Source organism: Enterococcus innesii (assembly GCF_022846515.1).
GTDB lineage: Bacteria > Bacillota > Bacilli > Lactobacillales > Enterococcaceae > Enterococcus_D > Enterococcus_D innesii.
This window is the reverse complement of sequence record NZ_AP025635.1, coordinates 1345618-1368279: the sequence shown is the minus strand read 5'-3', so window position 1 is coordinate 1368279 and position 22662 is coordinate 1345618. Positions and strand designations below refer to the sequence as shown.

The window sequence follows — 22662 nt, the reverse complement described above, 5'->3', positions numbered from 1 at the left end:
AAATGAGATGAACAAACAAGTTGATTTGACAGAAGCTCAGCAACGAGCAGCCGTCTTTTTTGAGGAAATAGGTTGGCAGTCGGCGAAAGATCCGTTACCGAAAATAGTGGTCGATCCGCAGCTGGATGCTGATTTTCGATTTGAAAACCAAACAATCAGTGTGTCCTCGCCAGAACATGCCTTTTACTCGTTAACCAAATATGGCCGAGATCAGGCGACGGGTCAATTAGCACAGAAAAGCTGTCTAGCAGCGCTTAAAGAACGCTGTCTGATGATCGATATCGGGCGCAAATTCTATTCGCTAGCTGATTTGAAAGCAATCATCCGCAGCATGGCTTGCTTCCAATTCACGCATCTGCAACTTCATTTTTCGGAAAACGAAGGCTTTCGGATTGAATCCCAGCAATTTCCAGAAATTGTTTCGGAAGAATATTTGACCAAGCAGGAGATTCGTGAATTGATTGCGTATGCCCAAAACCATGAAATTGCCATCATCCCTGATTTTGATTCTCCTGGTCATTTGCGACAAGTGTTGGCTCAAAAACCTCAGTGGCAATTGCCGACAGCAGCTGGCACGCGTGATGATCGAGCACTAAACATTTTGGATTCAGAAGCGGTAGCCTTTATTCAGGAAGTTTATCGGGAATATGCGCAACTGTTTGAAGACAGCACTTATTTTCACATCGGGGCCGATGAGTTTATTGATTTTGACCAGTTAGAAAACTTTCCACAAATGATCGAAGCAGCCCGCGAGCGCTATGGGGAAAAAGCCAGCGGAATCGAAGTCTTTATTGATTATGTCAATGAGCTGGCGGTCTTTGTTGAAAGTCTCGGCTTTGTTGTGCGGGTCTGGAATGATGGTTTTTACCGCTTGAATCGCCAAGAGCAGACAACGTTGACGGAGAATTGCCAAATCTCCTATTGGACCCGTTGGAACCAAAATATGGCGCCGACGGATGTCTTTTTTGAAAAGGGCTATACCATGATCAATCACAATGATAATTTTTTCTATTATGTCTTAGGAGAAGCGGCAGGGTATACCTATCCAACTTACGAAAAAATCAGCAATGAATTCCAGTTGACGACGTTTGCCAATGGACAACAAGTTGCACAGGAACAGCTTGCCCAAACACAGGCGATCGCCTTATCCGTCTGGGCGGATGTACCTGAGGCTCAGACTAGCCGTGAAGTGATCCAAGCGATTTTTTGGCTCCAAGCGGCCATTAGCCAAAAAGTTTATAATGAGCCAAACCGACCAAAAGAGACATTTCAAAAGCTTTATGATGGGTGGGAAGCGACATTCAGCTGATTGTTAGAGGAATTGGGTGAAAGGGCGCATCGCTAACAATCCCTGTTGCTTTCTTTATGCTGAATAAGTTTAGCGACAAGTGAAACAACAGCCAATAGTATTTTTGATAAAATGAACGTAACTCCGAGTGAGGGGAGAAATGGAGCAAATAAGTGATCATAGATATTCAACCGTTGAAGAGAAAAGATATTCTTGAAATGGATCAAATGTTTTTAAAGCAAGGGTGGCCTTCTCGCCAGCAGCTCTTGATTGAGTATTTAAATGAGCAAGAAGCGGGGGAGAGAGACGTTTTGCTTGCCAAAATAAACAACAAAACTGCCGGGTATTTGACTTTGGTCCCTCTAGCAAAGCACGGGCCATTTAAAGGCTTGTATCCAGAAATTGCAGATTTTAATGTTTTTGAATCCTATCAAAAACAAGGGGTAGGCAGTCAGCTTTTAAAAGCAGCCGAAGAAAAGGCACGAGAAATAGCTGCCGTGGTGACTTTGGGGGTAGGTTTACACACTGGTTATGGATCGGCTCAGAGACTGTATGTAAAACAAGGCTATATTCCAGATGGGTCTGGTGTTTGGTTCAATAATCAGAATTGTGCGATGAATGCGCCTTGTTGTAACAATGACGATCTTGTTCTTTATTTGTCCAAGGAACTTTGAACCTTCTGTGGTAAGTACCGTTAAGGATGGATTAAGCAAGCAACTCGTCTGGATGTTCTCATCACCTGTTCAACAAGCTAGTTCGCTACTTTCGTATAACTGAATTTGGGGAGTTCTTGAAAAAATAGCCATAAAAAATGACTAGAAACGATCAGTTTCTAGTCATTTTTTTGTAAAGAAAGTAAGGACAATGTTTTTGTATCAATAAAAATATTCATTTAGCACAGTGCAATAGGCGCTTATGTTTCTTTTAAAGTGATTTCGACCACTGGTACCAACACATCTGGTGGGCAGACGGGTAAGCTGAGAACAAGGTCCTCTTTGTTGATGATGGCTTCCGTTGAAGTGAGAAATTCCTCGGGATCAAATCCTCGATAAAACAACTCGGAACCATCATGTAAGAAACGGATATGCTTCACGCATCCTGCAAGCCCCGGAAGATGCAAGGATTTGTAGGGGTAGGAGAAGAGGTGCAAGTAAAGTTTATTCCCGTTTTGGGTGTAGCGACTGTCAATAGGCGATTGAAAAGAGCTGGCACCACAGCCGATAATCGCTTGCTGATGATAATGCATCCATGAACCGATAGCTTCTAAATGGCTGCGAGTTGGTAAGTTGATTTCTCCACGAGCAGTCGGGCCGATGTTTAAGAGAAAGTTCCCATCTTTTGCTACTGTGTCAATCAGCATTTTGGTCATCATTTCACTGGATTTCCAGTGCTGAGCATCACGATCATAGCCCCACGTTTCGTACATCGTTTGGCAAGCCTCCCATATTAAAGGCAATCCATCCGCTTCTAATGGTTTGTCTGGTTGGAATTGCTCAGGGGTGGTAATTCCGCGGCCCAAATCCAAACGGTCATTCAGCAGCATGTTCGGTTGCAGGTTTCGACAAATTTTTTCGATCCGTTCGCTATCCCAATCGGCGGCACCTTTGCCTTTTGACCAGCCCCAATCTCGATGGCTATAAGGAAAATCAAACCACATATAATCAATGGTCCCATAATTGGTCAATAGTTCGGTGACTTGACCGGCCAAAAAATCTTGATAACGGCGCATGTCCCGCTGGTCATTAGTTTGACGGGCTTGAATAGTCTCTCGTTGCGGATGCAGGCCGTCGAGCGTGAAATCTGGATGATACCAATCAATCAGCGAATGATACAGTCCGACCTTAATGCCGACCTTGCGAAATGCCGGCAGCAGTTCTGCTAAGAGGTCTCGCTTGAATGGGGTGTTGGTTACTTTGTAGTCGCTGAGCGCGGTGTCCCAAAGGGCAAAGCCTTCATGATGTTTCGTCGTGAAGACCATGTATTGAAAACCGGCCTTCTTTGCGGTTTGAGCCCATTCCTCCGCGTTGAAAAGATCAGGATCAAACTGAGAAAAATAGTTCTCGCGATAGGTGGTAGGTTCAATTTTTTCTGTCGTCATAAACCATTCGTGTCGAGCGCCAATACTGAATAGGCCGAAATGGATGAATAAGCCAAACCGATCATGGAGAAACCAGTTTGGGTCAGGGTAGTTGGCAGGCCAATTCCTATACGTTCTCATTAAAAATCACTCCTTTTTCACTCACTTAAAGAAATTCGGTATTCGTCATGACTGTTTCTTGAATTTTCCAGCCATCTGCTTCCTTAACGAAAGTATGGTAAGCCTCTGTGATGTGATCACGGTAGGAAGAATCTTTTGGGCTGATCGTTTTCTGTTGCGCCGCGACCAGCATGGATCCTGTCTCTTGTTTAACGACTTCAAAAGAAAGCAGCGTGTGCTGCAGCTGTTCTTCTGCAAAAAAATCAGCCAATTCTTGGGTCGTCTCTGCTCGCGCCGCTGCCACGAGCGTGGCGGCATAAGCTGTCGCGTCTTGGTCAGAGGCTGCTTGTAAATTTTCTTTCAGCACTGCCAAACAAGCCTCCGCCGCTGCTTGATTTGTAATATTACCTGTCATCTCCAGTTTTTCTGAAGGTTGGGCATGAACTGGAGCAGAAGAATCGGTTGTTAGAAAATAGAGAAAGAATAGGCTAACAACAGCCAGTAAACTCACGATGATGGTTCGGCGCAGCAAGGATGTTTTCATAATTTCTCACTCCTTCTTTTAAACATCAGAAATTTTCCCCGCACTATAGATTCCATGAAATAAATTGCGACCCACAGAAGTACTGCCGCTGAAAGGGGTCACCATTGGTAAGGACGGTTGAGTCAATTCTTCCAAAGTATCGAGCTCCCCGTCCAAGAAGGCAGTAAGCCGCCAGAGTGTCGTGTCGCAGCGCATCAGCAAGGCGCCGTAGCGCAGATCGATACTCTCAAAACCGAAAGGTCGATTCCAGTCAAACCAGACTTGACGATGGGCTTCATAAAGGGATTGCAAGGCGGATTTATAGACACTGAGCTCATCGACTGCTTGGCGCAATTCCGTGAAGTCCTTGCTTTTATAGGCACTGGTGATCTGGTTGGTAATACAGGCTTTTTGTGCCAAAACATCAGCCAGTTGCTGATAAAAGGCAAACATCGTTTGTGTGTCCCGTGTTGCTTTCACAGCGGCCAACTCTTGAGCCAATGCTTGATAGTGGGATGCTAAAGAAAGATCGGTTAAGTTTTCATGATACAAACCATACAGCAAGTCTTGGTAGAGCAGCAGCTTGCTGGGGTTTTCTCCGTGAGGATTGTTTTTTGGTACACCTGCAGTTTGATCAAAGCGATCAAGCAGTAAAAAATCGCTGGCTATTGATTGGTGAAAGAGCTGAAATTTTTTAGTTAAATTCTCTAACGAAAGGTCGTTTCCAAACTGTGCTTCACTGAAATATTGCAAACCTAGTAGCGCAGCAATCAACGGTGTTTCAGCTCCGTCGTCGCCCCAAAGTGTGGCATAGACTTCCTGAACATCGTTTTCTTTGGCGGCTTGCAAGGCATGACGCATGGTGGCGAAACTTTTGCCATAGTTCGGCGCCAAACCGTTCCAAGTCCAGATACCTCCAGCAAAGACGATTGGCTGTTTTAATTCCCGATGTTTCGCAAACATTCGCTGATAAGAGGCATAATCATTGTGGTAATAATCCCAGTAAACCATTTTGACAGCAGGAAGGTCAGCAAACAATTCTGTTGGAAAACACACGTCTGGATCGTAATAATCACCAGTAGGTGCACCGATCCTAAAAAACATATCGCTCCACATCATCGGCTTAAAACCCACGTTTTGACAAAGCACAGCTACCCGCTGCAGATGTTCGGCCATAATCGAGAAACGGTCTTTTAAACCGTGCACTACCAAATATTTTCCTTTCCCCAATTGGTGAGCTTCATCCATGCCAATGTGTAGCTGATCCGTCGTAAAACACGAACGGATCGAACGGATCGCTGCTTCCAAAAAAGTATACGTTTCTTCTTCTCCCACCAGTAGAATATCTTCTGTGTCCCGAATATTTCCAGCGAACTGCCACTTTAAAGGATTCGTCAAATGTGCCAATGTTTGAATCGCTGGAATCAAAGTTACTCCTACGGCTTGGGCATAGGTATCTAGAGCCTTTAATTCTACTTGGGTATAACGACCGCGCAAATGTCCGAAATAAGGGTACTCAGGAATTTCATAAGTATCTTCCATATAGAGCATGAGGCGATTGAGGCCCATCTTACTTGTTAATAAAATGAACCGTTCCAGCTTTTTGACGGTCATCACCGCATTGCGGGACAGATCGATCATTGGTCCAATTGCTTCAAAATGCGGCTGTTCTTCTAAGACATAGACTGGGCGGTCTTCATGCACCCATAAAGTTAATGCCCGAAACAAATGGGCTTTTTCTTGATAGTAAATGATCGTTTCTAGTGGGCCGTGGCAAATTTTCAGGGAACCGGGTCGATGAATCAAGCGCAAGGGATGGCCATTCTGCGTTTCCCTCAATTCTAGTTCTTGCAGTGCGTGACTAAAAAAATCATCGAGGTTTTCATTACTTTGGATAAAAATGTCCTTCATCACGAGCGTCCTTCTTTCATCAGTGATTCCGAGCGCTGAATCGCTTGAAAAGAGAACCAGCTACTGGGGAATAGGAAAAAGGGAACAAAGCCGATGACTAATAAGATTGGCAAAAAAGTCAAAATGATTGTAGTTACTAAGATTCCCAAAATCATCGCAATCGTTTGGGGAACACTGATAACCATCAGTATTACTGCTTGCTTAAAATAGTGAAGAAGGGGCAAGTCATAACGCAAATATACTGGCAGCAGATACAAGCTGATCAAAAGGGCACTGATAAACAACAGCAGCAAAAAAAAGTGAAGCAAGCTATTTTGGATAAAGGTACTAGAGATGCGCAATTCTAGCCATAAGAAAAGCAGCAAACCCACTTGCATGGCTCCTAATTGATTGGCGCGACGGAAATTTTTTTTCACGACAGTTCTGAACCAAGGCTTCAAAGCCGCTGGTCGTCCCTTTTTTTGGAAACTGTCGAAAAAAGCTTGGATGATCGTAGCGGTAGCAGGAAAAATCCCTAAAAATATCCCGTATCGCAAAACCCAATAGAACCAAAGAAACTGCAATTTTAGGCAATGGAGGAGCCATTCACCGACTTGATAGGAAACATGATAAAGACCACTGGATTGTTTCATAAGATCCTCACTTTCTTACGGATAACCATATTGTATCCGCTTTAATTGTTGCCCTTATCGTACCATTGATCCATGGATAGTGGGCATGGATGAAAAAAAACACACATCCCATACAGGAAAAACACAGCAAATATGTTTGACCCGCTTTATTTCTCCTCACGTTTTTATGGAAGGAAGCTTTCTTCATTACAAATTTTGCAAACGCTCTTGCTTGGTTTAACACAGTGAAAAAAGTTACATATTGTTAGATGGACTTTTTTTCGCTTACATTTAGAACAAAGAAAGGAGTGCAAATGCATGACAAAAATTCGCGGCGATATTGAAGAAGCCAAGGAGAGAGAGCAAGCAGCGTGGGTCCCAGAAACAGAAATGCTCAAGCAGCGTCTGGAATGGTTTCAAGACTTGAAATTCGGAGTGATCTTCCATTATGGGCTGTATGCCGAAGCGGGGATCGTTGAATCATGGCAATTATCTGAAAAAGATGAATGGGCTAGAGAAAACCAGCCCTATCGAGAAACTATCGAAGCACTACGTTTGGATTATTGGCAGTTGATCAATCAATTTGAGCCGAAGAAGCTGGATACCCGCAAATGGGCCAAGATCTGTAAGGATGCAGGATTTAAGTACTGTTTGTTCACGACAAAGCATCATGACGGGTTTTCGATGTTCAATACTATGGAATCAGAGTTTAAAATCGGTGGGAAATTAAGTCCCTTTAAACGCGATATATTGCAAGAAGTGTTTACGGCATTTCGAGAAGTAGGGATTGCAACAGGAGCCTACTATTCTAAAGCTGACTGGTATTCTCCTTTTTACTGGTTGGATGATGATACGGTCAAAGGCCGTCATGCCAGCTACGACACCCACCTTCATCCAGAAATTTGGGCGCGCTATGTGTCGTTTGTGCATCGCCAGATTGCAGAGATTACTTCCAATTACGGAACAGTCGATTTTCTTTGGTTAGATGCCGGTTGGTGCGGACAAGGCAAAGAAGACCTACAAATGGATCGTTTAGCTGAGATTGCGCGTGAGAAACAGCCGGAATTGATCATCGTTGATCGGATGATGGGTGGCCGTCATGAAAATTATGTGACACCGGAACGCAAAATTCCTGCATTAGCGGAAATTCCTAAAAAAGTTTGGGAAAGCAATATCCCGATTGGGAATGATTGGGGGTATGTGCCGAATGATACCTTCAAGAGCAGCCAAGAACTGCTGGAAACCTTGATTGATGTAGTCAGCAAAGGGGGAAATTTGATTTTAGGTGTTGGCCCAACACCTGAGGGCGAATTTACATTCGAAGAGACCCAACGCTTAGAAGAAATCGGCAATTGGTTGGCGCTATATGGTGAAGGCATCTATGAAACGCGGGCGAGACCAACAGCTTGGCCAAATGAATGGCATTTGACCTATCAAAAAGACGGCAAGGCTCATTTTGCATTTCGCAGTATCGCTGCAGTGGTTTGCGAACAGATTCCTTTAACAGAGATCGGCGCAACTGAAGAAGACGAGCTAATTGATCTAGCTACTAAAAAACCGTTACCAATCTATAAAAATGCTGATGAACCGTATCTCTTATGGTCGGATATCAGCCACCCGAACGTTGGGGCAGTTGGGATTCGCGTTTCGACACATAGGGAAAAAAATACACATTGATTTGAAAGCGAATACAATTCATGATAAGGCTAACACCAAGCAAGGAGGAGGAAGAATGGAAACAGCGCCAATCAGACAAACCGTTTCAGTACCTAAAACAAAGAAACAAGATATAAAAATGAAGATCAAGAAAAATCGGCAATTGTACTTGTTTGTGTTACCAGCATTTTTGATTATTTTGATTTTCTCTTATGGACCGATGTATGGAATCATTATTGCATTCAAGGATTACATGCCATCATTAGGGATTTTGGGCAGTCCTTGGGTTGGATTTAAACATTTTCAACGTTTCTTCGATTCCTATTATTTTTGGGAACTCATCAAAAATACTTTAGGAATCAGTATCTATTCATTGGTTGTCGGTTTTCCGCTGCCGATCATCTTGGCATTGGCTTTGAATGAGATCAAAGACGGCCCGTTTAAAAAAATTACCCAAACAGTCACCTATGCCCCAAACTTTATTGCTGTGGTGGTCATGGTTGGTATGGTCATTGCTTTCTTATCTCCCTCAACAGGGATCATCAATCACCTATTAGAATTTTTGGGTTTCGAGCGGATCAGCTTTATGACCAATCCCCGTTGGTTTAAAACGATTTATGTCCTGTCCGGAGTTTGGCAAGGAACGGGATGGGGGTCTGTGATTTATCTGGCAGCTCTATCTGGAGTCGATACGCAACTGCACGAAGCGGCAACGATCGATGGCGCTTCTCGTCTGCAACGCGTTTGGTATATCAATATTCCAACGATCATGCCCACGATGGTGATCTTATTGATCATGAGCTTCGGCAGCTTGATGTCAGTTGGGTTTGAAAAAATCATCTTGATGCAGAATCCTTTGAATATGCAATCCTCGAATGTGATTGCGACCTTTGTATACCAGCAAGGGCTGTTAGATGCGCAGTACAGTTTTGCTGCGGCAGTCGGCCTATTTAACTCACTGATCAATTCCGTATTGTTGATCGTAGTCAATCATATCGCCAAACGTTTAAGCAATTCTAGTCTATTGTAGGAGGGAGAACCAAAAGTGAAAACAACTTCTTTAATAAAAGATACCCGTGCTGATAAAATCTTTTTGATCTTTGTTTATGTGTTTTTAGCAATTTCATTGCTGATCGTTTTGTATCCGCTGATCTATATCGTCAGCGCTTCGATCTCAAATCCGCATTTGGTAAACTCTGGTGAAATGTGGCTTTTACCAAAAGGGGTCACCTTCGAAGGTTATCGAACATTATTGGGCAACAGCAGTATCTGGCGTGGCTATTTGAACACGATCTACTATACAGTGTTAGGAACATCGATCAATCTCTTGGTAACCTTGCCTTGTGCCTATGCGTTATCGCGAGAGGATTTTTATGGGCGACGGGCCTTCACCAATTTTATGCTGGTCACCATGTTCCTGTCTGGTGGCTTGATTCCCAGCTATTTGCTGATTCGCAGCTTAGGCATGCTGAATACCGTTTGGGCACTGGTGATTCCAGGGGCCGTCTCGGTTTACAATGTGGTTGTCACACGAACGTTTTTTCAATCCACAATTCCGCGAGAGATGGAAGAAGCAGCGATTGTGGATGGTTGTTCCGATTTTCGGCTATTCATGCAGATCGTTTTACCATTATCAACGCCGATCATTGCGGTAATGGCTTTGTTCTATGGCGTCGGACATTGGAACAGCTTCTTTAACGCATTGATCTATCTTTCTGATCGATCGATGTACCCGCTGCAGATGATTTTAAGAGAAATTTTGATTCTTCAAGATATGTCTTCAAATACCGTCAGCAATGTGACTTCAGAAATGGCGAATATGCTATACAGCAAACAGCAACTCGCTCAAGTCATCAAGTACGGTGTCATGATCGTTTCTTCGTTACCGGTAATCATCGTCTATCCGTTCTTACAAAAGTATTTTGTCAAGGGCATGATGGTCGGTTCAATTAAAGGATAAAAAAATCAAAGGAGGAAGAAAATGGGATTAAAAAAGAAACTTTTAGGAATGGCGGGTGTCGCTTTATGCAGTACCCTCGTCTTGGGTGCCTGCGGCAATTCTTCAGATGAGGGAACTGGAGAAAAGAAAGAGGTTGCTATCAATCATGACAGCCAATTTCCAATCATCAAAGAAGGCGAAGAGCTGACCTTGAATATCATGGCACCAGGCGTGGGAATGGCCGAGTGGGAAGACATGCCGACGTTACAGGATTACCAAGAAAAAACCGGTATCAAACTGACTTATACGACACCGCCATCGGCTGACTTTAGTACGAAACTGAACTTAGCCTTTGCTTCCGGCGACTTGCCGGATATCGTTTACGGTGCTGGTTCGCAAGCACTGACTGCTTCGATGGAGATCGATTACGGTTCACAAGGGATTTTACTTCCCTTAGAGGAGTATATCACGCCAGAAATCATGCCAAATCTTTATGCACTGACGCAAGAAGATCCTTCTATTTTAAAATCGATCACCACGCCAGATGGGCACATTTACTCCTTACCGATGATCTCGCGGAATGCGACTTCAATCTGGTGGCAAGGCCCGATGTGGTACAACGGCACGTGGCTAGATAATTTAGGCGTATCAGAACTGCCGAAAACCACAGAGGAACTGCAAGAATTGTTGACGCGTTTCAAAGACGAAGATCCTAACGGAAATGGTCAAGCAGACGAGATTCCATTGACGGATGTCGATATGAACTCGACACGTGTTTGGTTGATGGCCGCCTTTGGATTACGGACTCGCGGGATTCAAGTGGACGATGATGTGGTCTCCTACACACCGACATCAGAAAACTACAAAGCATTCTTGGAATACATGAATACACTGTACGATGAAGGATTACTGGATAAAGAAGTTTATGGACAGTCCGATGAGCAGAAAAAAGCGAAGGGTGAAAACAATCAACTAGGGCTTTTTGCTGACTATTTCAGCTTCTTTACTACTGGTCGTAGTGAGGCAGAGGCAATGAACGATCCGATGTTCCAACCGTTGACCTCTGAATGGGCACCAGAAGCCAAGATTCCTGGCAGTCCACGAATCTCCCGCGGAACTTTTGCATTGACCAATGTCAATCCTTCCCCAGAAGCTTCCATGCGTTGGGTGGATTACTTCTATTCGGAAGAAGGCACAAAATATATTGAACAAGGGCCAGAAGGTGTTCTTTGGGAGTACCAAGAAAATGCGGATGGCGAAAAAGTCCGGGTTTATGTGGATGGCATTGATACAGACAACACGGAAGACGAACGCGGCAAAATCACGCCGGCGTATGGATTGACTACACCAAACATTGTCATTGATACAACAGGTGAATACCATATCCGCAAAACGGCTGATGAAGAACCAGATACTCGTTTTAGTGATTGGGTTGCACAAGAAACGGCAGAAAAGATGGAAGATATCGCTGAAGTACCATTCCCGCTACTGTATTTAACGATTGAAGAAAATGACAAAGTAGCAGCCACTGCCACTGATTTGACAACTTATGTAGAACAAATGGAAGCGAAGTTTATCACAGGTGTCGAGCCATTAGACAATTGGGACGATTATGTGAAAACGATCGAAGCAATGGGCATTGACGAATATGTCGAAGTCTATCAAACGGCCTATGACCGCTGGAAAGCAAACTAATATCATACGATAAGGGAAACGGGTCGAGACAATCAATCTCCACCCGTTTTTTTTCAAAAAATAGATAGAGGAGTCAAAAGAAAAATGAGAGTTATGCAGCCTTACGAGTTTGAACGCATCCGAAAAATTTTCTACAAATTAAAACAGTACCGTGTACGCTATCAACAGCCAATAGACCTGCTTTTTTTAAAGCAAGAGGATTGGGTACCGTATGAACAAGGGAGTTATTTCGGAGAAAAAAACACCTATTATCAGTTGAAAGGCAGCTTTCAAGTTCCCGCTGACTGGGTAGGGAATCCTTGTGTCGTCTTACAAGTCTATTCAAGTCTCTCAGAGTGGGACAACACCACCAATCCCCAAATCAAAATTTATTTGGACGATACCTATGTCCAAGCTATCGATGTCAATCATCGAGAGGTCACTTTGACTGAAGGATATCAACAAAAAGCAGTCAAACTGAAGATTGATCTGTTCTCGGGCCGTTCCGATAAACCATTCCCACTGCATATCAACTTATTGGCATTGGATCCTGTCGTCAATGAACTCTGGTTTGATTTTTATACGCTGTTTGATAGTTGGCGTGCCATTCGTGCGTTTGGCGGTGACGAAGCATTTTATCAACAAGTCCTTGGTCAAGTCGCCAATGTCTTGGATTTTCGTACGCCCTACTCAGCGGCATTCTATGAAAGTCTCGCAAAAGCAAAGCAGCTGCTTGCGTCATGTTACTTACCAGCGCATACACCAAAACAAAAAGTGACGGCTGTCGGCCATACCCACATCGATCTGGCGTGGCTTTGGACGGCACAGCAAGCAATTGAAAAAGGTGAGCGCAGTTTCCAGACGGTCTTGAAATTGATGGAGGAGTATCCAGATTACACGTTTTTTCAAAGCCAACCACAACTGTATCTCTCCATGAAAACACATTATCCTGAACTTTACGCTGCAATCAAAGAAAAAGTTCGAGAAGGAAGATGGGAAGTTGACGGGGCGATGTGGGTGGAAGCCGATTGCAATTTGACTTCAGGGGAATCGCTGGTTCGTCAGATCCTTTATGGCAAACGGTTTATGAAAGAGGAATTTCAAGTCGATAGCCGCATCTTATGGCTACCGGATGTCTTTGGTTATTCAGCCGCCTTGCCGCAAATTTTACGCAAAACAAATACGCCCTACTTTATGACGACGAAGCTGTCATGGAACCAGTTCAATCAAATTCCTTATGATTCCTTCTATTGGCAAGGAATTGATGGCAGCCGCGTTTTGACGCATTTTATTACCACCATCAGTGAAGGATACAGTCCAAGAGATTATTATACGACGTATAATGGATTGCTAGATCCGTATACGATTAAGGGGAGTTTTGAACGTTATCAGCAAAAAGATCAGCACGACGAAATTTTGATTGCCTATGGGTACGGTGACGGTGGCGGAGGCCCGACGAAAGAGATGCTAGAAGTCCAGAAACGGCTGCAAAAGACACTGCCAGATATGCCGACGATTACTGGCAATCATGTGGGGGGCTTTTTTGATCGACTGGCAGATTCTTTTATGGAAGAACCTGGCCCGGTCTGGTACGGCGAATTGTACTTTGAATACCATCGTGGAACACTGACTTCGATTGGTAAAAACAAGAAGGCCAATCGCCAAGGAGAATTTTTCTTACAGACGATTGAAAAACTTTATAGTATTTGTGCAATCAATCGTTATCCGCAAGCTGAATTAGAACAACTTTGGAAACAGCTGCTATTTAATCAATTCCATGACATTCTACCGGGAAGCTCAATCAAAGAAGTTTATGATCAGACGGATCAAGAGTATCAACAGCTCTTTGATAAAGGCTGCAAGCTGATCGAAGCTTTGATTCCAGCGGCGCAAGCAGCCGAAGCTACGTCATGGCATGTCTTTAATCCGCTGGGACAAGAGCGGACGGGTCTGGTCTATTTAGACGATCAGACAGGGATCAAAGAAGCTTACCTGACTCAGCGGACCTATGATGACCGGCTCTTAGTCAAAATTCCCGCCATGGCTGGATTGAGCTGCAAAACACTGACCCCTGTCTCAGCTGTGCCTCAATCAAAGCAAGTGGCAATGCGGCTGGAGGAATCGTTTGAAACGGTTGATTTTAAAGTGATTTTTGACGAACACTTTGACATCATCTCTTTATTTGACAAACGGCAGCAGCGAGAAATCGTGCCAAAAGGAGAGCGGTTGAATCAGTTAGTGGCTTACGAAGATCTGCCAATGGATTATGATGCGTGGGACATTGATATTTATTACCAGAAGAAGCCTTATCCTGTGAAGCAAGTTCTCTCAGCTGAGGTTGTTGAGCAAGGGGAGATTCGCGATACCTTGAAGATCAAACGTCAGTTTGAAGATTCTTTTATTACGCAATGGCTGCATTTTTACCATGGCACGGGAAGAATCGATTTTGAAACAGCGGTTGATTGGCACCAGCATCAACTGCTGTTAAAGGCATTGCTGCCGATTGATGTTAACACATTGGAAGCAACGTTTGATATTCAATTCGGGCAGGTAAAACGGCCTGTGCATCAAAACACGACATGGGACCAAGCGCGTTTTGAGAGCTGTGGACAAAAATGGGTAGATCTCTCAGAAGGGAATTATGGGGTTAGTATTTTGACGGATTCGAAATATGGGTTCAATACGGATTATCAAAAAATCGGGCTTTCTTTGATTAAATCGCCGATCGATCCGTATCCTGAAGCGGATCAAGGCCTTCATGAGTTTACCTATTCCTTGTACGCCCACGAAGGAACTTGGCAAGACGCGCAAACGATGGAAGAAGCTTTGGCATTGAATGTTCCCGTTCTAACCGTTCCAAGTGTGCCACAACTATCAGCAGAAGCTTTTCTAGCAGTCGACCAAAAGAATGTCTTACTGGATACGGTGAAAAAAGCCGAAGATGAAGAGGCACTGATCGTGCGGTTGTATGAATATCACAATCAAACCACCGCCTGTCAAATGCGCTGCCAGAAAAGAATCAAAAAAGCGGTTTTGACGAATCTTTTGGAAGAAACCGTCGCTGAACTGCCGGTGGAGCCGCTGGATGCCCAAAGCATCACAATCCATTTCCAGCCTTTTGAGATCCAGACCATCATGCTTTATTTAGAAGACTAAATAGAAATGGAGAAGCATATGATTGAGACACTTTTACGGCAAATGACATTGAAAGAAAAAATCGGCCAGCTGAATCAGCGTCTGTATGGTTGGGAAGTTTACGAAAAAAACAATGGAAAAATTATTTTAACTGAAACCTTTAAAAAAGAAGTAGCTCGTTTTGGCAGTCTTGGCTGGATCTACGGCGTCTTTCGGGCTGATCCTTGGTCAGGTAGAAATCAGCAAACCGGCCTGACGACCACGGAGTCCTATGAGCTATCCCTTATGATTCAAACTTATTTGCAGGAACACACTCGGCTGGGGATTCCGGCCCTTCTCAGTGAAGAGTGTCCTCACGGTCACCAAGGTTTGGAAGCGACGACGTTTCCGGTCAATTTTAGTGTTGGTTCTAGTTGGAACCCAGAGCTGTATCAAGCGGCCCAAACCATCACTGCTCAAGAGATTCGGGCAAAAGGGGCCCATGTCGGCTTGGTTTCCGCATTGGACATTGCTAGAGATCCTCGTTGGGGGCGAACAGAAGAATGTTTCAGTGAAGATCCGTTTTTGACCAGTAGCTTTACCAAAGCAGCCGTCAGAGGGTTACAAGGATCAAAAGCAACGATTGAAAAACAGAACGTTTTAGCGGTGTTAAAGCACTTTGCTGCCCAAGGTGCAGGAATGGGGGGACACAATGCAGGGCCAGTGGCAATCGGTGATCGGGAATTCCGCGAGATCCATCTGCCACCAATGAAAGCAGGGATTGTTGCTGGGGCCTTGGGGTGTATGGCTGCATACAATGATCTAGATGGTGTTCCTTGCCATGCCAATGCTTATTTGTTACAAGAGGTTTTACGAGAAGAAAGTGGCTTTACGGGAATTGTGATGGCCGATGGGTGCGGGCTGGATCGGATTGCTGACTGGCTGGGAAGCCGCCCGCAAGCGGCCGCCAAATCCTTGACCAGCGGTGTGGATGTTAGTTTATGGGATGAAGTTTTCCCAGTGTTAGAAGAAGCTGTCCTTGAGGGGCTGATTGCGGAAACGGCGATCGATGATGCAGTCCGCCGTGTGCTTCTTTTGAAAGAAAAACTTGGCTTGTTTAAAGAAGCATCGCCCCATGTTTCATTGCCCCGTAAAGAAAAGGCGCAACAAGTTGCCTTGAAATTGGCGGAGGAATCGATTGTTTTACTAGAGAACAATGGCATTTTGCCTTTGAAGAAAACGCGACAAAAGATTGCCGTCATCGGTCCTCACGTTAAACAGCTCTATCATCAGCTGGGGGATTATACGCCATTCAAGGAAGAAACAACATGTACGACCCTTTGGGAAGGCTTGACCAGTTTAAGTACGCATCAAGCTGACTTCTTCTACGAGAAAGGCTGCGAAATCTCTAGTGGCACACTGGCTCAACGAAGGCAAGCCTGTCAGATTGCAGAAACAGCGGATGTCATCTTAGTGACGATCGGCGGCTCCAGTGCCCGTGATTTCACAACGGATTTTGACAAAAACGGTGCCGCCTTAAGGGGATCTCAGGAAATGACCAGTGGAGAAAACATCGACTTGGCTACCCTCGATTTGCCGCAATGCCAGTTGGATTTACTGTTTGCGTTGAAGAAGAGTAAAAAGCCGCTGATTGGGATCGTGATTTCCGGTCGGCCGCATTGCTTAGCACCTTTGCAAGACTTGTTCGATGGGTTGCTTTACGCTGGCTATCCCGGACAATATGGAGGGAAAGCGATTGCTCGGATCCTTTTTGGTGAAACGGTACCTAGTGGAAAATTAGCAGTTTCTATTCCTGATACGGTTGGACAGTTGCCTGTCTGTTATAATTATCGCAACACAGCGTTTCAAAAAGACTACCTCGATCAAAAAGGCGCACCAGTATATGCTTTTGGTTATGGGCTTAGTTATGCCTCTTTTATTTGCAGCTCGGTTTCGGCTGAATATGCAGGAGAAGGCATTATCGTCAGTGGCACACTTAAAAATCATTCTACTGTGTCTGGTAAAGAAGTGGTCCAATGCTATCTAAAAGAGTATACAAAAGCATATGTGCCGAGGAAAAAAGTCCTATGCGGCTTTCAAAAAGTATGGGTGCCTAGACAAGGACAAGCAGCTTTTCAACTCGTGATCGGTGAAGCATCATTGCAGCAGCTGGCAATTTCTCTGGAAGAAACAACATCATTTTGTTTAGAAATCGAGGCAGCTGCGCAGCGGTATCAGTTTGCATTTCAACGATCCAACCCTGACCGCACGTGGCAGGTAATTCAGAAAGGAGCAAAAGAATGATTCAATTTCCAAAAAACTTTTTATGGGGAGCGGCCGCGTCAGCACCGCAAACCGAGGGGGCCGCGGCGGTTGACGGCAAAAGTCCCTCTACATGGGACAAATGGTTTGAGTTGGAGCCGTCACGCTTTTACGATGGTGTCGGACCAAGCGACACCTCAAATACCTACTATCAATACCGGGAAGACGTAGCAAACATGAAGGCCATGAACTTGAATTCCTATCGGACATCGATTGCATGGACCCGCTTATTACCAGATGGAAAAACATTGAATCAAACAGCAGTCCGGTTTTATCGGGCATATTTTCAGGAAATGTTGGACCAAGGCATCGAACCGATCATTAATTTGTTTCATTTTGACATGCCTTGGTGGCTGATGGAAAAAGGAGGCTGGGAGGCGCGGGAATCCGTGGACCATTTTGCATTTTATGCAAAAACTGCTTTTGAACAATTCGGCGATCTAGTGAAAAAATGGGCGACCTTTAATGAACCGTTGGTGCATATTGAATGTGGGTATTATGGAGATGCTCATTGGCCGCAAGTGCGTGATTTCAAGCGGGCGATCCAAGTGGGTTATAATACTTTGCTAGCTCATGCGAAGGCGGTTGCTGAGTTTCGTAAACTCGCACTTCCTGATGGAGAAATCTGTATCATCTTAAATTTGTCACCTGTTTATCCAAGAAGCCAAGAAGCGGCTGATCGAGAAGCCGCTGAATGGGCAGATCTCTTGTATATTCGCAGTTTTTTGGACTGTGTCGTTTATGGACAATTTCCTGAAAAACTAACGAGCTTATTCAAGGAGCATCACTTGTCCCCTGAATATGAAGCAACAGATGCGGAAATTTTTCGTGAAAATACCGTAGATTTTATTGGTTGCAATTATTATCAACCGTTGCGGATCCAAGCACCACTTCCGCAGAAGGCAGCATCCGGTCCCTTTGAGCCGCGTCAGTTATTTCGTGGGTACGATTGGCCAGAGAAAAAAATCAATCCTCATCGCGGCTGGGAAATCTATCCAGAAGGGATTTACGATATTGCGATGCGTCTAAAGAACGACTATCAAAACATGCCATGGTTTGTTTCCGAAAATGGCATGGGGGTATCTGAGGAAGAACGGTTCATGGACGCCATGGGGCAGGTCAATGATACGTATCGGATCGCCTTTGTTGAAGACCATTTACGTCAGCTGCATCATGCAATCGAAGACGGGTCTCCTTGTTTCGGCTACCATATGTGGACCTTTATGGATTGCTGGAGCTGGTTGAACGCATATAAAAACCGCTATGGGTTTTATCGAGTGGATTTGAAAAATGACTTCAAGCGTTATCCCAAAGCGTCCAGTTTTTGGTTGGCAGAAGTAGCTGCCAAGAATGCCCTTGATTGATCAAAGTGTCCTTAGAAGAAAAAATACCGCAGGAAAACTTTCCTGCGGACTTCTTTGGCTATGATTATTTTATAAATACTTCTCACGAAAATCGGCAATGGCTTGGCGTGAGGCATAGATATTGCGTGCCAGCTTTTCATTCTTACTTAAAAAGACATAGAAAAGGACATCGACCGCCAATAGGTGGGCGATAATCGAATTCGTAGCAGCACTACGCTGGTTGGCTTCTTTGGAACGGGACACTTGCAGGGGAACATCCGCCAATTTTGTTAACGGATTACTGCCAAAGCGGGTGAGTGATAGAATCGGGACGCCAAGATTTTTAACGATTTCTGCTAAGTGAACCATCTCAGGCGTGTGTCCACTGTTGGAAATGACCCAGAGGAGACTTTTTTTCTCGTTTTTGACGAGTTGCGGCAACAAGAGATTGTAGTCATTTTCAAACACGACGATCTTGCCTAAACGAGTCCATTTTTGTTGGATATCTTGTGCGATCAATGAGGAAGCACCGATCCCGCAGACAAAGATGCGCTCACGAGTCGCGATCAGTTCAGCGGCAGCCAACATCAGCTGTTCTTCTAACAATTGGGCCGTCTCATTCATAGTCACCTGTGCATTGTGGCTTAATTTAGATGTGATGGCATGAAAGGGCTCATTTAATTCAACATCGGCATAGCCCAAGTTTTCATTGGCATTTTGGCGCAAGCCGGATTCCGCAGATAATTGTATTTTTAAATCTGTCAAACTAGCAAAGCCGGTTTTTTTCGCAAAGCGTACGACAGTCGGCGCACTGATCCCAGTGGCTTCTGCTAATTGACTCGCAGTCATCGACGGCACTTTTTCAGGATTGGCCTCCATGAATGCGAAGAGTTTCTTCTCAGAAAGCGATAATTCATTTTTCATGCTCTCGATTCGGGAAAGAACGCTCATCCTTACACTTCCTTTAGATAGAATAGTATCCTAAGTATAACATAAGTTTTGGAGGAGCTTTCAAAAGAAACGAAAAGAATAGGTAGATAAACTTGCTTTTTTACTTAGAATCAAGTAAAGTAATTACGTGTGAAAAGCACAGTACCTGTTACTTGGTTTAACGAATCACCAACGTTTTACTCAGTCGCAGGGGAAAAAGAAAAAGAGGTGAAAAACATGGCAATTTCAAAAGAACGCAAAAACGAAATCATCAACAAATTTGCACGTCATGAAGGAGATACTGGTTCTCCAGAAGTTCAAATCGCTGTTTTAACAGAAGAAATCAACCATTTGAACGAACATGCACGTATGCACAAAAAAGACCACCATTCATACCGTGGGTTGATGAAAAAAGTTGGACATCGTCGTAACTTATTAGCTTACCTACGTCAAAAAGACGTACAACGTTACCGCGAATTAATCCAAGCTTTAGGATTACGTCGTTAATCAAACAAAGAAAAGTGAGGTTCAACCCGAATCTCACTTTTTTGCTATGAATCACTGCGACTGGGCGGCGCAAGCCGCACAGAGCAGATGATGAAACCTACTAGGCGAGAGCAGCGAGCGTAGTGACCAAGCAGCGGAATCACTGCGACGGCATTGTCGGCTAAAACAGCTGATGCAGTCTGACAGGTGATTTCGAGCCATCTAAAAAGTGAAACACCGAAAGAGCGGCCTTTTGACTGGTGAATCAAAAAGCGTAGCTAAAAAGAATTTTGGGTCCTTGTAAGCAGCATCCTACTAACCAAATGAAAGCAGCGGAACGACATTCCGATTTTTTCATTTGTTTAGTAGTGACTTGCTGGGATCCGATGAAAAGGAGCAGAACATGACAGAAAAACAAGTATTCAAAACCACTTGGGGCGGCCGCCCATTAGAAGTAGAAGTTGGCCAATTAGCCAAACAAGCAAACGGAGCTGTATTGGTTCGTTATGGCGATACGGTTGTCCTAAGTGCAGCGGTTGCATCTAAGGAAGCAAAAGATACCGACTTTTTCCCATTAACAATCAATTACGAAGAAAAAATGTATGCCGTAGGGAAAGTACCTGGTGGCTTTATCAAACGTGAAGGACGCCCAAGTACGGAAGCAACCTTGACTGCCCGCTTGATCGACCGTCCGATCCGTCCAATGTTTGCGGAAGGTTTCCGTAACGAAGTACAAGTAACAAACATCGTAATGAGTGTTGAACAAGATTGTACGCCAGCAATGGCGGCAATGTTAGGTTCTTCTTTAGCATTGTCTATTTCAGATATCCCGTTTGACGGACCGATCGCTGGTGTTGATGTTGGTCGGGTCAATGGTGAGTACGTCTTGAATCCAACAGTAGAACAAGCAGAACAAACTGATATCGAATTGACAGTAGCTGGAACGAAAAAAGCTATCAACATGGTTGAATCAGGAGCGAAAGAAGTTTCTGAAGAAGACATGTTAGGTGCGTTATTATTCGGTTTTGATGCTATCAAAGAATTGGTTGCCTTCCAAGAAGAAGTTGTCGCAGCTGTGGGCAAACCAAAAATGGAAGTCAAATTGTTACAAGTAGATGCTGACTTGAAAAAAGAAATCTTCGACGGCTACTACCAAACAATGAAAACTGCTGTTATGACTGAAGAAAAATTGGCTCGTGAAGACGAGATCGATAAAGTCAAAGACACAGTGAAAGAAGTGTATGCAGAAAAATTTGCTGGACATGAAGAGGAAGCACAATTCTTGAAAGAAGTGAAACAAATCGCGGAAGATCTTGAAAAAGATGTGGTTCGCGAATTGATCACCATCGACAAGATTCGTCCGGATGGCCGTCAATTAGACGAAATCCGTCCATTGGCATCAGAAGTTGGCTTATTGCCACGTGTTCATGGTTCTGGTCTATTTACTCGGGGACAAACCCAAGCATTGTCTGCTTGTACATTAGCACCTTTAGGCGAACACCAAATCATTGATGGATTAGGGGTTGAAGAATCAAAACGGTTCATCCATCATTACAACTTCCCTCAATTTTCTGTTGGTTCGACTGGTCGTGCCGGCTCACCAGGACGTCGTGAAATCGGTCATGGTGCATTAGGCGAACGTGCCTTAGCACAAGTGATTCCTGATGAAACAGACTTCCCTTACACAATCCGTCTCGTTGCAGAAGTATTAGAATCAAATGGTTCTTCTTCTCAAGCAAGTATTTGTGCTGGAACTTTAGCATTGATGGATGCAGGGGTACCAATCAAAGCACCAGTTGCAGGTATCGCAATGGGACTTGTATCTGATGGTGAAAACTACACGATCTTAACTGATATTCAAGGCTTAGAAGATCACCTTGGCGATATGGACTTTAAAGTTGCTGGAACCAAAGATGGGATCACTGCGTTACAAATGGATATCAAGATTCAAGGAATCACTGAACAAATCTTGACAGAAGCATTAGATCAAGCGAAAAAAGCACGGATGGAAATCTTAAATGAATTGACATCAACATTGGCTGCTCCTCGTGAAGAGTTAAGCCAATACGCACCGAAGATCGAAATGATCCAAATCGATCCTGCGAAGATCAAAGATGTAATCGGTAAAGGCGGCGACACCATCAATGGCATCATTGATGAAACTGGCGTGAAAATCGATATTGATCAAGACGGAAAAGTTTCGATTGCTTCTGCTGATGCAGAAATGATCCAAAAAGCTATCAAGATCATTGAAGAATTGACGAAAGAAGTAAAAGTTGGCGAAGTGTACCTTGGGAAAGTTGTCCGTGTTGAAAAATTCGGTGCGTTTGTCAACTTGATCAAAGGCAAAGACGGCTTAGTTCACATTTCACAACTTGCGAACGAACGGGTCAACAAAGTAGAAGACGTTGTCAAAGAAGGCGACGAAATCTTAGTGAAGGTCACAGAAATCGACAAACAAGGCCGTGTGAACCTTTCAAGAAAAGCACTATTGAACGAAGATAAAGCAGAGCAAAAATAAGCTGCTATTTCTAAATTATCGCATTGAAAAGCAAAGTCTAGGAAACTAGACTTTGCTTTTTTTTTGTCTAAGTAGCACATCTTCAAAAGGGGCTTACTTGACAGGAGTTATTTTTTGCTTTAGTGCGAAAAATAAGAGATAATTCAG

At 44.1% G+C, this 22662-nt stretch carries 16 protein-coding genes; 11 read left to right on the top strand and 5 right to left on the bottom strand.

Annotated features, from left to right (window positions below; all coding sequences use genetic code 11):
* Positions 1 to 7: 7 nt before the first annotated feature.
* On the top strand, positions 8 to 1309 hold the full coding sequence (locus ENLAB_RS06230) for a beta-N-acetylhexosaminidase (RefSeq protein ID WP_244353126.1): 1302 nt from the start codon (positions 8 to 10) through the stop codon (positions 1307 to 1309).
* A 152-nt stretch (positions 1310 to 1461) separates the two neighbouring features.
* On the top strand, positions 1462 to 1962 hold the full coding sequence (locus ENLAB_RS06225) for a GNAT family N-acetyltransferase (protein WP_244353124.1): 501 nt from the start codon (positions 1462 to 1464) through the stop codon (positions 1960 to 1962).
* A 239-nt stretch (positions 1963 to 2201) separates the two neighbouring features.
* Here the strand turns inward: ENLAB_RS06225 and ENLAB_RS06220 are convergent, their stop codons facing one another.
* From ENLAB_RS06220 to ENLAB_RS06205, 4 genes are read right to left on the bottom strand one after another with little or no spacing between them, the layout of a single operon-like run.
* Entirely contained in the window at positions 2202 to 3506 is a 1305-nt protein-coding gene (locus ENLAB_RS06220; protein WP_244353122.1) for an alpha-L-fucosidase, read from the bottom strand.
* Between the two features lie 25 nt (positions 3507 to 3531).
* The gene (locus ENLAB_RS06215) at positions 3532 to 4029 is read right to left on the bottom strand and encodes a hypothetical protein (protein ID WP_096741751.1); all 498 of its coding nucleotides are present in this window, start codon (positions 4027 to 4029) and stop codon (positions 3532 to 3534) included.
* 18 nt (positions 4030 to 4047) lie between these two features.
* Complete coding sequence (locus ENLAB_RS06210; RefSeq protein ID WP_244353120.1) at positions 4048 to 5919, bottom strand: beta-N-acetylhexosaminidase; 1872 nt, start codon at positions 5917 to 5919, stop codon at positions 4048 to 4050.
* Entirely contained in the window at positions 5919 to 6551 is a 633-nt protein-coding gene (locus ENLAB_RS06205; protein WP_244353118.1) for a YesL family protein, read from the bottom strand. The genes ENLAB_RS06210 and ENLAB_RS06205 overlap by 1 nt, the downstream gene beginning before the upstream one ends.
* Before the next feature lie 297 nt (positions 6552 to 6848).
* Here ENLAB_RS06205 and ENLAB_RS06200 point away from each other — a divergent pair, with 297 nt between their 5' ends.
* From ENLAB_RS06200 to ENLAB_RS06170, 7 genes are all read left to right on the top strand, one after another.
* On the top strand, positions 6849 to 8207 hold the full coding sequence (locus ENLAB_RS06200; RefSeq protein ID WP_195266190.1) for an alpha-L-fucosidase: 1359 nt from the start codon (positions 6849 to 6851) through the stop codon (positions 8205 to 8207).
* Positions 8208 to 8262: 55 nt separating this feature from the next.
* A complete protein-coding gene (locus ENLAB_RS06195) occupies positions 8263 to 9216 on the top strand; it encodes an ABC transporter permease (protein ID WP_008379472.1) in 954 nt (317 codons plus the stop codon).
* A 15-nt stretch (positions 9217 to 9231) separates the two neighbouring features.
* The gene (locus ENLAB_RS06190; RefSeq protein ID WP_142425028.1) at positions 9232 to 10146 is read left to right on the top strand and encodes a carbohydrate ABC transporter permease; all 915 of its coding nucleotides are present in this window, start codon (positions 9232 to 9234) and stop codon (positions 10144 to 10146) included.
* A 21-nt stretch (positions 10147 to 10167) separates the two neighbouring features.
* The gene (locus tag ENLAB_RS06185; RefSeq protein ID WP_061053315.1) at positions 10168 to 11820 is read left to right on the top strand and encodes an extracellular solute-binding protein; all 1653 of its coding nucleotides are present in this window, start codon (positions 10168 to 10170) and stop codon (positions 11818 to 11820) included.
* A gap of 84 nt (positions 11821 to 11904) precedes the next feature.
* Complete coding sequence (locus ENLAB_RS06180; RefSeq protein ID WP_244353116.1) at positions 11905 to 14955, top strand: alpha-mannosidase; 3051 nt, start codon at positions 11905 to 11907, stop codon at positions 14953 to 14955.
* Positions 14956 to 14961: 6 nt separating this feature from the next.
* The gene (locus ENLAB_RS06175; RefSeq protein ID WP_369522127.1) at positions 14962 to 17217 is read left to right on the top strand and encodes a glycoside hydrolase family 3 N-terminal domain-containing protein; all 2256 of its coding nucleotides are present in this window, start codon (positions 14962 to 14964) and stop codon (positions 17215 to 17217) included.
* On the top strand, positions 17214 to 18599 hold the full coding sequence (locus ENLAB_RS06170) for a glycoside hydrolase family 1 protein (RefSeq protein WP_244353112.1): 1386 nt from the start codon (positions 17214 to 17216) through the stop codon (positions 18597 to 18599). The genes ENLAB_RS06175 and ENLAB_RS06170 overlap by 4 nt, the downstream gene beginning before the upstream one ends.
* Positions 18600 to 18668: 69 nt before the next feature.
* Here the strand turns inward: ENLAB_RS06170 and ENLAB_RS06165 are convergent, their stop codons facing one another.
* The gene (locus ENLAB_RS06165; protein WP_008379484.1) at positions 18669 to 19529 is read right to left on the bottom strand and encodes a MurR/RpiR family transcriptional regulator; all 861 of its coding nucleotides are present in this window, start codon (positions 19527 to 19529) and stop codon (positions 18669 to 18671) included.
* Positions 19530 to 19745: 216 nt separating this feature from the next.
* Between ENLAB_RS06165 and rpsO the strand changes: the two genes are divergently transcribed.
* Both rpsO and pnp read left to right on the top strand, forming a co-directional pair.
* On the top strand, positions 19746 to 20015 hold the full coding sequence (gene rpsO, locus ENLAB_RS06160) for a 30S ribosomal protein S15 (protein ID WP_005228072.1): 270 nt from the start codon (positions 19746 to 19748) through the stop codon (positions 20013 to 20015).
* Between the two features lie 382 nt (positions 20016 to 20397).
* Positions 20398 to 22515 carry a polyribonucleotide nucleotidyltransferase gene (pnp, locus tag ENLAB_RS06155; protein WP_077452226.1) on the top strand — a complete coding sequence of 706 codons (2118 nt, stop codon included), beginning with the start codon at positions 20398 to 20400 and terminating at the stop codon, positions 22513 to 22515.
* The last annotated feature ends 147 nt before the right edge of the window (positions 22516 to 22662 follow it).

Coding starts and splice junctions, on each gene's coding strand:
- ENLAB_RS06230 (WP_244353126.1), top strand. CDS start 8: ATGAACAAACAAGTTGATTTGACAGAAGCTCAGCAACGAGCAGCCGTC.
- ENLAB_RS06220 (WP_244353122.1), bottom strand. CDS start 3,506: ATGAGAACGTATAGGAATTGGCCTGCCAACTACCCTGACCCAAACTGG.
- ENLAB_RS06215 (WP_096741751.1), bottom strand. CDS start 4,029: ATGAAAACATCCTTGCTGCGCCGAACCATCATCGTGAGTTTACTGGCT.
- ENLAB_RS06210 (WP_244353120.1), bottom strand. CDS start 5,919: ATGAAGGACATTTTTATCCAAAGTAATGAAAACCTCGATGATTTTTTT.
- ENLAB_RS06205 (WP_244353118.1), bottom strand. CDS start 6,551: ATGAAACAATCCAGTGGTCTTTATCATGTTTCCTATCAAGTCGGTGAA.
- ENLAB_RS06200 (WP_195266190.1), top strand. CDS start 6,849: ATGACAAAAATTCGCGGCGATATTGAAGAAGCCAAGGAGAGAGAGCAA.
- ENLAB_RS06195 (WP_008379472.1), top strand. CDS start 8,263: ATGGAAACAGCGCCAATCAGACAAACCGTTTCAGTACCTAAAACAAAG.
- ENLAB_RS06185 (WP_061053315.1), top strand. CDS start 10,168: ATGGGATTAAAAAAGAAACTTTTAGGAATGGCGGGTGTCGCTTTATGC.
- ENLAB_RS06180 (WP_244353116.1), top strand. CDS start 11,905: ATGAGAGTTATGCAGCCTTACGAGTTTGAACGCATCCGAAAAATTTTC.
- ENLAB_RS06175 (WP_369522127.1), top strand. CDS start 14,962: ATGGAGAAGCATATGATTGAGACACTTTTACGGCAAATGACATTGAAA.
- ENLAB_RS06170 (WP_244353112.1), top strand. CDS start 17,214: ATGATTCAATTTCCAAAAAACTTTTTATGGGGAGCGGCCGCGTCAGCA.
- ENLAB_RS06165 (WP_008379484.1), bottom strand. CDS start 19,529: ATGAGCGTTCTTTCCCGAATCGAGAGCATGAAAAATGAATTATCGCTT.
- rpsO (WP_005228072.1), top strand. CDS start 19,746: ATGGCAATTTCAAAAGAACGCAAAAACGAAATCATCAACAAATTTGCA.
- pnp (WP_077452226.1), top strand. CDS start 20,398: ATGACAGAAAAACAAGTATTCAAAACCACTTGGGGCGGCCGCCCATTA.